Raw genomic sequence first — 14745 nt, forward strand, 5'->3', positions numbered from 1 at the left:
AGGGGACGGATGGGACCGCGCAGTGCGGGGCTACGAACGCCAGGAGAGCCACCGAGCTGAAGACGACCATCTCTCGCGGTTCGAAGCCGAGATGGACCGGCTGAGGACCGACCGGGAGAAGGCCGTCCAGCACGCCGAGGACCTCGGTTACCAGGTCGAGGTCTTGCGCGCCAAGCTGCACGAGGCTCGGCGCAATCTCGCGACCCGTCCCGCCTACGACAGCGCGGACATCGGTTACCAGGCCGACCAGCTGCTCCGCAATGCCCAGATCCAGGCCGACCAGCTGCGCACCGACGCCGAGCGCGAGCTCCGTGACGCCCGGGCGCAGACGCAGCGGATCCTGCAGGAGCACGCCGAGCACCAGGCGCGGCTGCAGGCCGAGCTGCACAACGAGGCCGTGCAGCGCCGGCAGCGCCTCGACCAGGAGCTGGCGGAGCGCCGCCAGACCGTCGAGTCGCATGTCAACGAGAACGTCGCCTGGGCCGAGCAGCTCCGGGCCAGGACCGAGTCCCAGGCCCGCCGGCTGCTCGACGAGTCCCGGGCCGAGGCCGAGCAGTCCCTGGCGGCCGCCCGCGCCGCGGCCGCCCGGCTCGCCGACGAGACCCGGCACCGGCTCGGCTCCGAGGCGGAGTCCGCCCGTTCCGAGGCCGAAGCGATCCTGCTGCGCGCCCGCAAGGACGCCGAGCGGCTGCTGGGCGCCGCCTCCAGCCAGGCGCAGGAGGCCACCAGCCACGCCGAACAGCTGCGTACGTCGACGACCGCGGAGACCGAGCAGACCCGGCAGCAGACCGCCGAGCTGAACCGGGCCGCCGAGCAGCGCATGCAGGAGGCCGAGACGCAGCTGCGCGAGGCCCGCCTGGAGGCGGAGAAGGTCCTCGCCGAGGCGAAGGAGGCCGCGGTCAAGCGGCTGGCCGGCGCCGAGTCGCAGAACGAGCAGCGCACCCGTACGGCCAAGTCGGAGATCGCCCGGCTGGTCGGCGAGGCCACGAAGGACGCCGAGGCGCTGAAGGCGGAAGCCGGGCAGGCGCTCGCCGACGCCCGCGCCGAGGCGGACCGGATCAAGTCCGAGGCAACCGAGAAGGCCCGCACGGCGGCCGTCGAGGACACCGCGGCCCAGCTCGCCAAGGCGGCCAGGACCGCCGAGGAGGTGCTGACCAAGGCGTCCGAGGACGCACGGTCGACCACGAAGGCGGCGAGCGAGGAGGCCGACCGGATCCGCCGCGAGGCGGAGGCCGAGGCGGACCGGCTGCGCGGCGAGGCCGCCGAACAGGCCGACCAGCTCAAGGGCGCGGCCAAGGACGACACCGAGGAGTACCGGGCCAGGACCGTCGAGCTGCAGGAGGAGGCCCGCAGGCTGCGCGGCGAGGCCGAGCAGCTGCGCTCCGAGGCGGTCGCCGAGGGCGAGCGGATCAGGGGCGAGGCCCGCCGCGAGGCCGTCCAGCAGATCGAGGAGGGCGCGAAGACCGCCGAAGAGCTGCTGTCCAAGGCGAAGGCGGACGCCGAGGAACTGCGGACCGCCGCGGGCACCGAGAGCGACCGGGTCCGTACCGAGGCCGTCGAGCGCGCCACGGCCCTGCGCACCCAGGCCGAGGAAGCGCTGGAGCGGGCCCGTGCCGAGGCCGACCGGCTGCGTACGGAGTCCGAGGAGCAGGCGGAATCCACCACGGCCGCGGCCGAGCAGGCGGCGGCCGGGCTCCGGGAGGAGACCGAGCGTGCGGTCGCCGCCCGGCAGGCCGAGGCCGCCGACGAGCTGGCCCGGCTGCACACCGAGGCCGAGACCCGGGTCACCGCCGCCGAGCAGACGCTGGTGGACGCGCGCGGCGAGGCGGAGCGGATCCGCCGCGAGACGAACGAGGAGGCCGAGCGACTGCGCTCGGAGGCCGCCGAGCGGCTGCGCGCCCTGCAGACACAGGCGCAGACCGAGGCCGAGCGGCTGCGCGACGAGGCCGCGGCGGATGCGTCGCAGTCGCGTGCCGAGGGCGAGTCCGTCGCCGTACGGCTGCGTAGCGAGGCGGCCGCCGAGGCGGAACGGCTCAAGTCCGAGGCCCAGGACAGTGCCGACCGGGTACGGGCCGAGGCCGCGGCCGCCGCCGAACGCGTGGGCACCGAGGCCGCCGAGGCGCTGGCCGCCGCGCAGGAGGAGGCGAACCGGCGCCGCCGCGAGGCGCAGGAGACCCTCGATGCGGCGCGCACCGAGGCGAACCAGGAGCGCGAGCGCGCCCGCGAGCAGAGCGAGGAGCTGCTCGCCTCCGCCCGCAAGCGGGTCGAGGAGGCGCAGGCCGAGGCGCACCGCCTGGTCGGGGAGGCGGACGCGCGGGCGACCGAGATGGTCTCCGCGGCCGAGCAGACCGCCCAGCAGGTACGGGACTCGGTCTCCGGGCTCCAGGAGCAGGCCGAGGCGGAGATCGCCGGGCTGCGTTCCACCGCCGAGCACGTGGCGGAGCGGACGAAGGCCGAGGCGCAGGAGGAGGCGGACCGGGTCCGCGCCGATGCGTACGCGGAGCGGGAGCGGGCGAGCGAGGACGCGAGCCGGATCCGCAGGGAGGCGCAGGAGGAGTCCGAGGCCGCCAAGGCGATGGCCGAACGGACCGTCAGCGACGCGATCACCGAGTCGGATCGGCTGCGCTCGGACACCGCGGAGTACAGCCAGCGGATGCGTACCGAGGCTTCGGACGCGCTGGCGTCGGCCGAGCAGGATGCCTCCCGCAGTCGTGCGGAGGCCCGCGAGGACGCCAACCGGATGCGTTCGGACGCCGCGGCGCAGGTCGACCGGCTCGTCGGCGAGGCGACGGGCGAGAGCGAGCGGATCCGTACCGAGGCGACAGAGCAGGCGACGACCCTCGTCAGCGACGCCACCGCCCGGGCCGAGCGGCTCCTCGGCGAGGCGACCGACGAGGCGGAGCGGCTGCGCGCGGAGGCGGCGGCCACTGTCGGCTCGGCGCAGGAGCACGCGGCACGCACCCGCGAGGACTCGGAGCGGGTGCGCACCGACGCGGAGGCGGCGGCCGAACAGCTGCGCGGCGAGGCCCGCGCGGAGGCGGACCGGTTGGTCGACGAGACGCGCGAGGCGGCGGCGAAGCGTCGTGCGGATGCCGCCGAGCAGGCCGACCAGCTCATGAACAAGGCCCAGGAGGAGGCGCTGCGCGCCGCCACCGAGGCCGAGGAGCAGGCCGACACGATGGTCGGCGCGGCCCGCAAGGAGGCCGTGCGGATCACCTCCGAGGCGACCGTCGAGGGCAACACCCTGGTGGAGCGGGCGCGTACGGACGCGGACGAGCTGTTGGTCGGTGCGCGCCGGGACGCCACGGCCATTCGGGAGCGGACGGAGGAGCTCCGGGCGCGTCTGGAGAGCGAGATCGAGCAGCTGCACGACCGGGCCCGGCGGGAGACCTCCGAGCAGATGAAGACGGCGGGCGAGCGCGTCGACAAGCTGATGAAGGCGGCGACCGAGCAGCGCGAGGAGGCCGCGGCGAAGGCGAAGGAGTTGCTGGCGGACGCGAATTCGGAAGCGAGCAAGGTCCGGATCGCCGCGGTGAAGCGGGCCGAATCGCTGCTGAAGGAGGCCGAGCAGAAGAAGGCCAGCATGGTCCGCGAGGCCGAGAAGCTGCGGGCCGACGCCGAGCAGGAGGCGAAGCAGACGGTCGACGAGGGGCGGCGCGAGCTCGACGTCCTGGTGCGCCGGCGCAAGGACATCAACACGGAGATCTCCCGCGTCCAGGACGTACTGGAGGCATTGGAGTCCTTCGAGGCACCGACGGGCGGCGGCAAGGGCACGGGTGGCGGGTCCACCGGCGTCAAAGCCGGAGCGTCGGCAGGCACTCGATCGAGTGGCAAGTCGTCCGAGGGGTAGTCGAGCGACCGTGTCACGTGCTTCGACAAGAACGTTCAACCCTCCGAGTGGCAAGGGTTCCGGGGGTCAGCCACTCAAAAGGGGTGTCATTCTCCAGATCAAACGGGCATCCACTCGATGACACGCCGCCCGGGCCCCTAGGATTCCCTCTATCACCTCACCGGTCTTACTTCGACAGGAACCCCATGAGTGACCCTTCCTCCCCCTTCGGCTTCGAGCTAGTGCGGCGTGGTTACGACCGCGGTCAGGTGGATGACCGCATTACCAAGCTCGTCGCCGACCGTGATAGTGCTCTGACCCGCATCACGTCTCTGGAAAAGCGCATCGAGGAGCTCCACCTCGAGACGCAGAACGCCCAGGCCCAGGTGAACGACGCAGAGCCGTCGTACGCGGGTCTCGGTGCGCGTGTGGAGAAGATTCTCCGCCTCGCCGAGGAGGAGGCGAAGGACCTGCGCGAGGAGGCCCGTCGCGCCGCCGAGCAGCACCGCGAGCTCGCCGAGTCGGCCGCCCAGCAGGTGCGCAACGACGCCGAGTCGTTCGCCTCCGAGCGCAAGGCGAAGGCCGAGGACGAGGGCGTCCGCATCGTCGAGAAGTCCAAGGGTGAGGCCAACGCGCTGCGTACCGAGGCCCAGAAGGACGCGGCGCAGAAGCGCGAGGAGGCCGACGCCCTCTTCGAGGAGACCCGCGCCAAGGCCGCCCAGGCCGCCGCGGACTTCGAGACCAACCTGGCCAAGCGCCGCGACCAGTCGGAGCGCGACCTCGCGTCCCGTCAGGCCAAGGCCGAGAAGCGCCTCGCCGAGATCGAGCACCGCGCCGAGCAGCTCCGCCTGGAGGCCGAGAAGCTCCGTACGGACGCCGAGCGCCGGGCGCGTCAGACCGTGGAGACCGCGCAGCGCCAGTCCGAGGACATCGTGGCCGACGCGAACGCCAAGGCCGACCGGATCCGCAGCGAATCGGAGCGCGAGCTGGCGGCGCTCACCAACCGCCGCGACTCCATCAACGCGCAGCTGACCAACGTCCGCGAGATGCTGGCGACGCTGACCGGTGCCGCGGTGGCCGCCGCGGGTTCGCCGGTGGACGACGAGCCCGTCACCCGTGGTGTCCCGGCTCAGCAGACCCGCTGACGCCGCGGTACCTCAGCTGTACCCTTTGCGCGCCCGGTTCCGCCCTTGTGGTGGCGCCGGGCGCGTGGCCGTTCTAGCGTGAACGCATGATCGAGCTTGATGACCTCACCAAGCGCTTCGGCAACAAGGTTGCCGTCGACCACCTTTCATGCCAGGTCAGACCTGGAATGGTGACAGGTTTTCTGGGCCCGAACGGGGCGGGCAAGTCCACCACGATGCGGATGATGCTCGATCTCGACAACCCGACCAGCGGATCGGTGCGGATCGACGGCAGGCACTACCGTGAGCTGGCGGAGCCCCTGAGGCACATCGGTGCGCTGCTCGACGTCAAGTCGATGCACGGAGGACGCAGCGCGTACAACAATCTGCTCTGTCTCGCGCAGAGCAATCGCATTCCGGAGAGCCGCGTCCCGGAAGTCCTCGACACCGTCGGCCTGAGCGCGGTGGCGAAGAAGAAGTCCAAGTCGTTCTCCCTCGGAATGGGCCAGCGGCTCGGGATCGCGGCCGCGCTGCTCGGTGATCCCGAGATCCTGATGTTCGACGAACCCGTCAACGGTCTGGACCCCGAGGGAATTCACTGGATCCGCAATCTGATGAAGACGCTCGCGGCGGAAGGCCGGACGATCTTCGTCTCCTCGCACCTGATGAGCGAAATGGCACTCACAGCGGACCATTTGATCGTCATCGGCCAGGGCCGGCTGCTCGCCGACACCTCGATGGCCGATTTCATCCACCAGAACTCGCGCAGTTATGTGCGGATGCGCTCCCCGCAGCAGGAACGGCTGCGCGATGTGCTGCACGAGGCGGGCATCGTCGCGGTCGAATCGGGTAGCGGCGTGCTCGAGATCGACGGCGCCACCGGCGAACAGCTCGGCGAGCTGGCCGCGCAGCACCAGATCGTGCTGCATGAGCTGAGCTCCCAGCGGGCCTCGCTGGAGGAGGCGTTCATGCAGATGACGGCGGACTCCGTGGAGTACCACGCCCATGCGGACCACGCCGGGTGGCCGCCACCGCCCGCGGGCCCCCAGTGGGGCGAGCAGTGGAACCAGCAGCGCGACAGCTTCACGTCCGGCACCTCCGGCCCCGGAAAGGGGGCGTGACGACGATGGCATCGGTACCCGCGCTGCTGAACTCCGAGTGGACCAAGATCCGTACGGTCTCCTCGACCACCTGGACCCTGGTCTCCGCGTTCGCCGTCACCGTGGCGATGAGCGCGGCACTGTGCGCGCTGATGAACTCCCAGTTCGACGAACTCCCCTTGGCGGAGCAGGCCACCTTCGACCCGGCCCTGCTCAGTTTCTCCGGGTTGGTCCTCGGTCAGCTCGCGATGGTCGTCTTCGGTGTCCTGGTGGTCAGCACGGAGTACAGCTCCGGCATGATCCGTACTTCGCTGGCGGCCGTGCCGCAGCGCGGTTCGTTCCTCTTCAGCAAGATCCTGGTGGCCGGTGTGCTGTCGCTGGTGGTCGGGCTGGTCACCAGCTTCGCCACGTTCTTCCTCGGCCAGGCCCTCCTCGGCGACCATCGCACGGACATCGGTGCGGACAATGTCCTGCGCGCGGTCTTCGGCGGCGGCATCTACATGGGGCTGATCGCGATCTTCTCCATGGGCGTGGCGACGATGCTGCGCAGCTCGATGCTGTCGCTCGGCATCCTGATGCCGTTCTTCTTCCTCGTCTCGCAGATCCTGTCGGCGGTCCCGGGCACCAAGAACGTGGCCCGTTACTTCCCCGATCAGGCGGGATCCAAGATCATGCAGGTGGTTCCGGCCGCCATGAACAGCGAACCGGCGCCGTACGGGCCGTGGGGCGGGCTCGGCATTCTGGCCGCATGGGTGGTGGCCGCGCTGATCGGCGGGTACCTCGTGCTCAAGAAGCGGGACGCATAAAACCGGCCGGCAATTGCGGGGCGGCGTCCGTCACGAGGGCGGCGCGCCCTGGTAACGGCTTGGCCGGAACCGTCAAAGCCCGGATATCCTCCTAACTCTTACGGGGGGCGTGCGGCCGGACGGCCTGGGCCCCGACGACAGATAAGTCGATGGGGCTGGAGCATGATCGAGGCAGTCGGCCTGAGCAAGCGCTACGGCGCGAAGACAGCCGTGTACAACCTTTCCTTCCAGGTGCGGCCCGGCGCCGTCACCGGATTCCTCGGTCCCAACGGGTCGGGCAAGTCCACCACGATGCGCATGATGCTCGGCCTGGACCGGCCGACCTCCGGCCATGTGACGATCGGCGGGCGTCCCTTCCGCAGCCTGCCGAACGCGCCGCGCCAGGTGGGTGCGCTGCTGGATGCCAAGGCGGTACACGGAGGCCGCAGCGCCCGTAACCACCTGCTCTCGCTGGCGCAGCTCGCGGGTATCCCGGCCGCCCGGGTCGACGAGGTGCTCGGCGTCGTGGGCCTGCAGGACGTCGCCAGGAAGCGGTCCAAGGGCTTCTCGCTCGGCATGGGGCAGCGGCTCGGGATCGCGGCGGCGCTGCTGGGCGACCCGCAGGTGCTGCTCTTCGACGAGCCCGTCAACGGTCTCGACCCGGAGGGCATTCTCTGGGTCCGCAATCTGATGCGCTTGCTGGCGTCCGAGGGCCGTACGGTCTTCGTTTCCAGCCATCTGATGAGCGAGATGGCGCTCACCGCCGATCATCTGATCGTGATCGGGCGCGGGCAGCTGCTCGCCGATATGAGCGTCACGGACTTCATCTCCGCCAACTCGGCCGATTTCGCGCGGGTACGGGTCCCGGATGCGCAGCCCGAGCAGCGGGAGAAGCTGACCGCCGCGCTCACCGAGGCGGGCGGCCAGGTCATGTCGGAGCCGGGTGGGGCCCTGCGGGTCACCGGACTGCAGCTGCCGCGGATCAGTGACCTGGCGCACGGAGCGGATGTGCGGCTGTGGGAGCTCTCACCGCACCAGGCCTCGCTGGAGGAGGCGTACATGCGGATGACGCAGGGCGCCGTGGACTACCGCTCAACAGTGGACCAGAAGGCCGGGCTGCAGCAGCCCGTGCCGGGCGGCGGATACGCACCGCCGCCGCCGACCGTCCCTGAGGTACCGCAGCAGGGCTGGTACGCCCCGCCGCCGCCCGGACAGAACCCGTACACGGCACCGCCCGTGGCCGCCCCGGCCGTGCCCACGACCGCACCCGCCGCGCCCGCAGCCGGCCCCGCAGACCTGACCAAGCACGACACCAGCGAGGACGCCCGATGACAACGCCGCCGACTCCGCAGGCGCCGTACCAGCAGCAGGCGCAGCAGTACCCGCAGCAGAACTGGGCGCCCGCGCCCACCGATCTGTACACCTCGCCGATCCCGCAGCGCCGCGCCACCCTCGCCGACGCACTCGCCTCCGAGTGGACCAAGATCCGCTCCGTGCGCTCCACGATGTGGACGCTCGGCGTCATGATCGTGCTGCTGCTCGGCATCGGACTGCTGTCGGCCGCCGCCGTCAACATGTCCGGCTCCGAGATCGGCTCCGCCACGGTGCTCAGCCTCGGCTTCTTCGGGGTGCTTCTCGGTTCGATCTGTGTGATCACGCTCGGCGTGATGACCCTCGCCACCGAGTACGGCACCGGCATGATCCGTACGACGCTGACGGCCTGCCCCAGCCGCGCCCGGGTGCTGAGCGCGAAGGCGATCGTCTTCTTCCTGCTCACCTTCACCATCACGACCGTGATGACCACGCTCGTCGCCGCGCTGCAGACGGCCCTCGTGGACGGCGGTACCGCCAGCGGTGACGACTGGCTGCGCGCCACGGTCGGCGTCGGTCTCTACATCGCGACCCTGGGACTGCTGTCGCTCGCGGTCGGCGCCCTCATCCGGCACTCCGCCGGCGCGATCACGATCATGATCGCGGTGGTACTGCTGCCGCTCGTGCTGGCCATGTTCATGTTCTCGCCGTCGCTCGCCGACGTGCAGCAGGCCCTGTTCAACTACTCGATCCCCAGCCAGCTCGGCGGGCTGTACGACGCCTCGGTCTCCGCGTCGGGGCCGTCCGGCTGGGAGCCGCTGTGGATCATGCTGGGCGTCACGGCCGTGGCCATGGCCGGCGCCTATGTGTCGCTGGACCGGCGCGACGCCTGACCGGTCACCGGCCGGCAGAGCTCAGTAGCGCGGCGCGTTCCTGGACCGCTGCACCCTTGTGGTGCGGCGGTCCTTCGCGTTCCAGCACGCCTTGTGCCAGTGCCTGCGGTCGTCGATCCCGCCGTACTCGGACCAGGCGACGAGGTGCGGTACGCCGGACGGGATCTCCTGGTCGCAGCCGGGGCAGCGGTACCGCTTGCCCGCCGCGCTCGCGCCGCTCACCGGGCGCACCGACCACTGCTCGCCCTGCCACTCCTCGGCGCGCCCGCCCCCGCCGTAGCGCTCCCCCGACACGCTTGCGCTGTCGGTGGGACTCTCGCCGCCTCGGGGACGGTTACGGCGCGGGGACACGTGACACCTCACGGGGCAGGCTGGGCAGTTCCCGTCAAGCGTAGGGCCATTCGGCCGGGGCAGGCGTCCGGTACGGCCCGGGACAGGACGGGTTACCGGAAAATCGCAACAACTTCGCCGCGGACCGTGCCTTTGGCACGTGTCAGACGTTGTTGCCAGTAGGGGAGAGCCGCGTCGGCCACAAGGAGGTAATCGGCGATGCGCGTGGGAACGTTCGTACTGGCAGCCCAGTTTCCGGGGCAGGGGCCGGGGGAAGCGCTGCATCGCGCGATCCGGTCCACCGAGGTCGCAGAGGAATCCGGGCTCGATTCGGTCTGGCTGGCAGAACATCATTTCGTGCCGTACGGGGTCTGCCCGTCCGCCGTCACGCTGGCCGCGCTGCTGCTCGGCCGCACCCGCAGGATCCGGGTCGGTACGGCGGTCAGCGTGCTGCCGAACCAGCATCCGGTGGCGCTCGGTGAACAGGCCGCGCTGCTCCAACTCACCAGCGGGGGCAGGTTCTCCCTCGGTGTGGGACGGGGCGGGCCCTGGGTGGACCTGGAGGTGTTCGGAGGGGGCCTGGAGGCGTACGAGAAGGGCTTCCCGGAGTCGTTGGACCTGCTGCTCGACTGGCTGCGCAAACCACGCGTGGCGGGCAACGGGGAGCGATTCGGCTTCCGTGAGGTCGCGGTGGTCCCCCGGGCCGACGAGCTGCTCGACGGGAACGACGGGAAAGGCGCCCAAGGGCCGGGTGGCCCCGAGGTGATCGTCGCGTGCACGTCGCCGAAGAGCGTGAGACTCGCCGCCGAGAACGGCCTGCCGATGCTCCTCGGAATGCACTGCGGCGACGAGGAGAAGGCCGAGATGGTCGCCCTGTGGGCCTCCACCGCGCTCGCCGCGGGCCGGTCGCCCGAGAGTGTCCGGGAAGCGGGCCATGTCTCCGCGGGCGTCGCCCAGATCGCGGACCGGTCCGCGGAGGCCGTGGAGACACTCGCGAAGGCGATGCCGGGGTGGCTGCGACAGGGACTGGACGCCCATGTGACGGTCGACGGCAGGCACCGCGTGATGCGCGACCCGGTCGCCTATACGGAGTTGCTCTGCGGCCTTCATCCGGTGGGCCCGCCCCGGCTCGCCGCCGACCGGCTCGCCGCGACCGCCGAGCGGACAGGCATCACCAGGTTCGCGCTCCTGGTGGAGGGTTCGGGAGATCTGGCGGCCACGGAGGAGAACGTAGCGCGGCTGGGCACCGAGGTACTGCCACTACTGACATGAACACCCGTAGGAGTACGGGGAGCTGCCGCCCCGGAGCCAGTTGCACCTCCCGCGGCCCGGAACGGCAGCAGAAGCGTTCAGCAGTCCCGTAGTTCGGGCGACTGGTTGAGCAACTGACCCCTCACCGAGGTGAATCGGGCCAGCCGCTCGTCGACCGAGGCGTCCAGCGGGAACACCGCGACGCGGTGGCAGTTCTGGAATGCCAGGCGCACCCCGAAGTGCCGCTGCAGCGCACCGCGTATCGCATCACTCGCGAGCGCACGCAGCAGCTGACCACGTGCCTGCTCGTCCGGCGGGGGCGTCTGGTTGTCGGCGAAATCTCCGCCGTCGACCTTCAGCTGGGCCACCAGAGAGCTGATCATCTCCCATGCGTAGGGCAGGGAGGTCCGGACGCAGTCGACGAAGTCGGCTTCGTCGACCTCGCCTCGCTCGGCCTGTTCCAACAGCGCCGGTGAGACGTCGAGCGACATGGGTTCTCCTCTCGCGACCCCGGCGGACGGCCGGGGCCTTACGGGCAGGGAAGGAGGACGGCGACGCAGCGTACATGCACGGCGACCTCCTGCTTCCACGGTAAGGGCGCAGTCCGGGCCGCACCAGGAGATTGGGAACACAACCGGCCAATAACGAAGGTGCGCAAAGAGGGGCAAGCCCGAGGTCCTGAGGCGCTGTGGTGGGCGGTGGCGGTGGGGCGGCGGAGGGAGAATCGCGCCGGGCACCCGTCGTCGAGTAGCGTTGCCGACCATGCGTCTCGTCATCGCCCGCTGCTCCGTGGACTACGCGGGCCGGCTCACGGCCCACCTGCCCTCCGCTCCCCGTCTCATCCTGGTGAAGGCGGACGGGAGCGTCTCCATCCATGCCGACGACAGGGCGTACAAACCCCTCAACTGGATGTCACCGCCCTGCACGCTGAAGGAGGGCGCCGACGACACCGAAGGCGTCTGGACCGTGGTGAACAAAGCGGGCGAAAAACTGATCATCACGATGGAGGAGATCCTCCACGACTCCTCGCACGAACTGGGCGTCGATCCGGGCCTCATCAAGGACGGCGTGGAAGCGCACCTGCAGGAGCTCCTCGCCGACCGGATCGAGATCCTCGGCGAGGGCTACACCCTGATCCGCCGCGAGTACCCCACCGCCATCGGCCCGGTCGACATCCTGTGCCGGGACGCGGACGGGAAGACCGTGGCCGTGGAGCTGAAGCGCCGCGGTGACATCGACGGCGTGGAGCAGCTGACCCGCTATCTGGAGCTGCTCAACCGCGATCCCCACCTCGCCCCTGTGAAGGGCATCTTTGCGGCGCAGGAGATCAAGCCGCAGGCCCGGGTGCTGGCGACGGACCGCGGAATCGGCTGCGTGGTGCTCGACTACGACGCCATGCGCGGCATCGAGGACGACAAGCTCCGCCTGTTCTGACCACGACCTCCGCACCACGGAAGGCCCCGGACCCGCGCTGCGCGGGTCCGGGGCCTTCCACGTCTCCGCGGACGTCCGCTCAGGCCACGACCGGTTCCGGAGAGCTGCCGGACGCGCTCGCCGTCGTGGACGGGCCGCTCGCCGAGTCGGAGGCGCCCGGGGATGTCGTGTCCGTCGGGGTCTCGGCCGGGGTGGGGGAGCCGGTCGTCTCCGTCTCCGTCGGGGTCGGAGTGGCCGTCTTGGTCGGCGTCTTCGTGGATGTGTCGGTCGGCGACTTGGTGGGCGTGCCCGGGGAGCTGGGCCTCCCGCTCGCCGGCCGGCCCGAACTCGGGCTGTCGCTCGGCCCGCTCGACTCCGAGGACGGTGCACCGCTGCCGCTCGGGGAGACTTGGCTGCCAGACGGTCCCGGCGTCGAAGGCGAGCCGCTCGACGAGGCCCCGCCCGGTGTCGAGTCGTCCGCCGGCTCGTCGGCCGGGAGCCCGTTCTCGCTGTCGTCCTCGCCCGCCGACTGCTCGGTCGAGACGCTTCCGCCGTCCTGGGCGTCGCTGCTGGGCATCATGCCGAGCGTCACCACGGTGCCGAGCACCGCGGCCAGCAGGACGCCCGCGCCCGCCGCGACCAGATTGCGCCGGGCGCCGCCCAGCACCGCCTTGCGGCCGCCGAATCCATCGGTGCCGGATGCCGGGGCCCGGGATATCAGCGCGGTGTCGTCCTCGGACATCCATGGCAGCACCATCGGCCCGGCCGCGGGTATGCCGCCGGGCGGGGACGCCGACTCGTCGTACCGCGCGGCCGGCACCTCCTCGCCCACCGGTGTGCGGCCGCCGGGCAACGTGCCGGAGCGGTCCGCGACCAGGGCGAGTGCCCGGCGTCCGGCCACCGCCCCGGACTTGTCGGCGAGCGCGCCGCGCATGCTGATCGAGGTCTCCAGTTCGGCCCTGGCCCGGTCCGGATTCCCGTTGCAGAGCGCGAGGACGCCCAACTCGTGATGGAAGTAGGCCTCCTCCGCGACCTCACCGGCGATCCTGGCGGCCTCCTGGCCCAGCCGCAGGGTCTTCTCCCAGCCGCTCCAGTGCAGCCCGGCCGCGAGGGCGGGGGCGGCACTGCGGGCCAGCAGCACGGCAGCGCTGGCCTGTCCGGCCCCGTCGCCGGGGACCAGCCGGGTCATGGCCGCGACGATCGCGTCGGCCTCGGCGACCGCGCGAGCGGCGGTGACCGAGGAGTGCCCGGCCCACCAGGCGTAGTGCTGGGCGGCGGTGCGGGCACGGTCGTCCGCGTCCTCGCCGTATCCGGCGGCCTCCAGCTGGGCGACGACTCCGGGGGCCAACCGGTAGCGGGAACCGGCCGGGGAGAGCAGTCCGCAGCCGGCCAGCTCACCGAGCGCGGCATCGGCGTGGGTGTCCCCCACGAGCGCCGGCAGATGCGCCTGGTGCGGCACCTCGCCGCCGAGCGCGACCGCGAAGTGCAGGGTGTCGCGTGCCGGGCCGCTCAGCCGGGAGGCGAGCAGTGCGGCGGGTGCCGCGCCCTCGCCGAGGCTGGGCAGCGGTGCGTCCTGCCCTTCGGCGTCGGCGCCCTTCGCGAAGACGTCGTCGACGGGCCGGCCCTCGACGTAGCCCTGCTCGTCGTAGGCGGTCGGGTCGGTGCGCAGCATGTCGCGCCGGCGCAGCAGGGCGCCCGCCTGGACGAAGCGCAGCGGCAGCCCCTCGGACTCGAACCAGAGGTCACCCGCCCAGTTCGCCTCGTCGTCGGTGAGCGGCCGCTCGGCGACCTCTTCCAGCAGCGCGACGGAGGCGCTGCGGCCCAGTCCTGCGAGGAAGACCTCTTCGAGGTGCGCGTCGGCGGTGGGCGCCGGGACGTCGGGGGTCGTGGCGAACAGGAAGGCGCACTCGGGCGTCGCGTCGAGCAGCTCGTCCAGCGCGGCCCCGCCGAACTCCAGGTCGTCGAGGACGACGACGGCGCCGATGGACCGGAGCATTTCGAGAAGTACGGCGCGGTCGGGGCGGAGCAGCGGTGCGTCGTAGACGGCCTCGAAGAGTCCGTACAGCAGGTCCGTGACGGTGCGCTTGAGGCCGGAGAGCCGGACGACTCCGTCCGGCGCGAGGTCCGCGCAGTCGGCGGCGACGGCGCTCAGCAGCGCCGTGCGACCGGATCCGGCCGGCCCCGTGAGCCGTACCGAGCGGCCGCGCGCCAGCAGACGCACCAGCCGCTCGCGCTCCTCCTGGCGCTCCAGGAGCGGCAGTTGGGGGGCAGGCGGACCCGGTGGTACGGGCGGTGCGGCGGCACGCTCGCGGTCGGTGCGCTCGGCGGCGGTACGGCGGACCGGCACGGGGGGCTGCTCCCCCGGCGGGCAGAGCTCGACCTCGCTGCCGTCGACCGGGTTGACGGTGAGCAGGAAGTCGCCGGAGACGACCTGCACGACACGCGCCCGCTGCATCGACTGCTGACCGAAATCGCTGGTCAGCGGCGCGCGGGGCTGCGTTCGCCGTCCGCTTTCCTCGCCGTAGCCGTCATTGTCACGGCCGAAATCTTCCGGCCCCCGGTGTATCGGGTCCATCGCCAAAGTCCCCCAGACGCGTCGCGCGGTTGCCCCTCCCGGCCTCGCACGCACCGCTGTCGCTTCTGGTCCGGTGTCCGCCCATGGGTTCCGTCATTCGGGGGACGGCCGAACCCTAGACCTTCGCGCAGTAG

At 71.5% G+C, this 14745-nt stretch carries 11 protein-coding genes; 8 read left to right on the top strand and 3 right to left on the bottom strand.

Features of this window, described 5'->3' with window-relative positions:
* Window positions 1-22 precede the first annotated feature (22 nt).
* The 6 genes from scy to OH809_RS14065 all read left to right on the top strand — a co-directional run bounded on the left by scy (window position 23) and on the right by OH809_RS14065 (window position 9042).
* A complete protein-coding gene (gene scy, locus OH809_RS14040) occupies window positions 23-3850 on the top strand; it encodes a polarized growth protein Scy (protein WP_406515164.1) in 3828 nt (1275 codons plus the stop codon).
* Window positions 3851-4035: 185 nt separating this feature from the next.
* Window positions 4036-4974 (top strand): cellulose-binding protein, encoded by a 939-nt coding sequence (locus OH809_RS14045; protein ID WP_366689534.1) that lies wholly within the window; start codon window positions 4036-4038, stop codon window positions 4972-4974.
* Window positions 4975-5060: 86 nt separating this feature from the next.
* Window positions 5061-6074, top strand: coding sequence for an ABC transporter ATP-binding protein (locus tag OH809_RS14050; protein ID WP_406422089.1), 1014 nt, complete (start codon window positions 5061-5063; stop codon window positions 6072-6074).
* A 5-nt stretch (window positions 6075-6079) separates the two neighbouring features.
* Entirely contained in the window at window positions 6080-6859 is a 780-nt protein-coding gene (locus OH809_RS14055) for an ABC transporter permease subunit (RefSeq protein ID WP_406515165.1), read from the top strand.
* 162 nt (window positions 6860-7021) lie between these two features.
* On the top strand, window positions 7022-8170 hold the full coding sequence (locus OH809_RS14060) for an ABC transporter ATP-binding protein (RefSeq protein ID WP_406515166.1): 1149 nt from the start codon (window positions 7022-7024) through the stop codon (window positions 8168-8170).
* A complete protein-coding gene (locus tag OH809_RS14065; protein ID WP_406422086.1) occupies window positions 8167-9042 on the top strand; it encodes an ABC transporter permease subunit in 876 nt (291 codons plus the stop codon). Before OH809_RS14060 ends, OH809_RS14065 begins: the two co-directional genes overlap by 4 nt.
* 21 nt (window positions 9043-9063) lie before the next feature.
* Here OH809_RS14065 and OH809_RS14070 read toward each other — a convergent pair whose 3' ends face one another.
* A complete protein-coding gene (locus OH809_RS14070; RefSeq protein WP_406422085.1) occupies window positions 9064-9393 on the bottom strand; it encodes an ATP/GTP-binding protein in 330 nt (109 codons plus the stop codon).
* A 198-nt stretch (window positions 9394-9591) separates the two neighbouring features.
* On the opposite strand from OH809_RS14070, the gene OH809_RS14075 reads away from it, so the two are divergent.
* Window positions 9592-10644: an LLM class flavin-dependent oxidoreductase gene (locus OH809_RS14075; RefSeq protein ID WP_406422084.1), complete on the top strand. Its 1053-nt coding sequence runs from the start codon at window positions 9592-9594 to the stop codon at window positions 10642-10644.
* 77 nt (window positions 10645-10721) lie between these two features.
* Here the strand turns inward: OH809_RS14075 and OH809_RS14080 are convergent, their stop codons facing one another.
* Window positions 10722-11114 (bottom strand): SCO5389 family protein, encoded by a 393-nt coding sequence (locus tag OH809_RS14080; protein ID WP_358857428.1) that lies wholly within the window; start codon window positions 11112-11114, stop codon window positions 10722-10724.
* Between the two features lie 271 nt (window positions 11115-11385).
* Here OH809_RS14080 and nucS point away from each other — a divergent pair, with 271 nt between their 5' ends.
* On the top strand, window positions 11386-12057 hold the full coding sequence (gene nucS, locus OH809_RS14085) for an endonuclease NucS (protein ID WP_030971518.1): 672 nt from the start codon (window positions 11386-11388) through the stop codon (window positions 12055-12057).
* A gap of 79 nt (window positions 12058-12136) precedes the next feature.
* On the opposite strand, the gene OH809_RS14090 is transcribed toward nucS, so the two are convergent.
* Window positions 12137-14611 (bottom strand): ATP-binding protein, encoded by a 2475-nt coding sequence (locus OH809_RS14090; protein WP_406515167.1) that lies wholly within the window; start codon window positions 14609-14611, stop codon window positions 12137-12139.
* Window positions 14612-14745: the final 134 nt, after the last annotated feature.

Source organism: Streptomyces sp. NBC_00873, assembly GCF_045207415.1.
Classification (GTDB): Bacteria; Actinomycetota; Actinomycetes; order Streptomycetales; family Streptomycetaceae; genus Streptomyces.

Coding starts and splice junctions, on each gene's coding strand:
- OH809_RS14075 (WP_406422084.1), top strand. CDS start 9,592: ATGCGCGTGGGAACGTTCGTACTGGCAGCCCAGTTTCCGGGGCAGGGG.
- OH809_RS14080 (WP_358857428.1), bottom strand. CDS start 11,114: ATGTCGCTCGACGTCTCACCGGCGCTGTTGGAACAGGCCGAGCGAGGC.
- nucS (WP_030971518.1), top strand. CDS start 11,386: ATGCGTCTCGTCATCGCCCGCTGCTCCGTGGACTACGCGGGCCGGCTC.
- OH809_RS14050 (WP_406422089.1), top strand. CDS start 5,061: ATGATCGAGCTTGATGACCTCACCAAGCGCTTCGGCAACAAGGTTGCC.
- OH809_RS14060 (WP_406515166.1), top strand. CDS start 7,022: ATGATCGAGGCAGTCGGCCTGAGCAAGCGCTACGGCGCGAAGACAGCC.
- OH809_RS14045 (WP_366689534.1), top strand. CDS start 4,036: ATGAGTGACCCTTCCTCCCCCTTCGGCTTCGAGCTAGTGCGGCGTGGT.
- OH809_RS14065 (WP_406422086.1), top strand. CDS start 8,167: ATGACAACGCCGCCGACTCCGCAGGCGCCGTACCAGCAGCAGGCGCAG.
- OH809_RS14055 (WP_406515165.1), top strand. CDS start 6,080: ATGGCATCGGTACCCGCGCTGCTGAACTCCGAGTGGACCAAGATCCGT.
- OH809_RS14090 (WP_406515167.1), bottom strand. CDS start 14,611: ATGGACCCGATACACCGGGGGCCGGAAGATTTCGGCCGTGACAATGAC.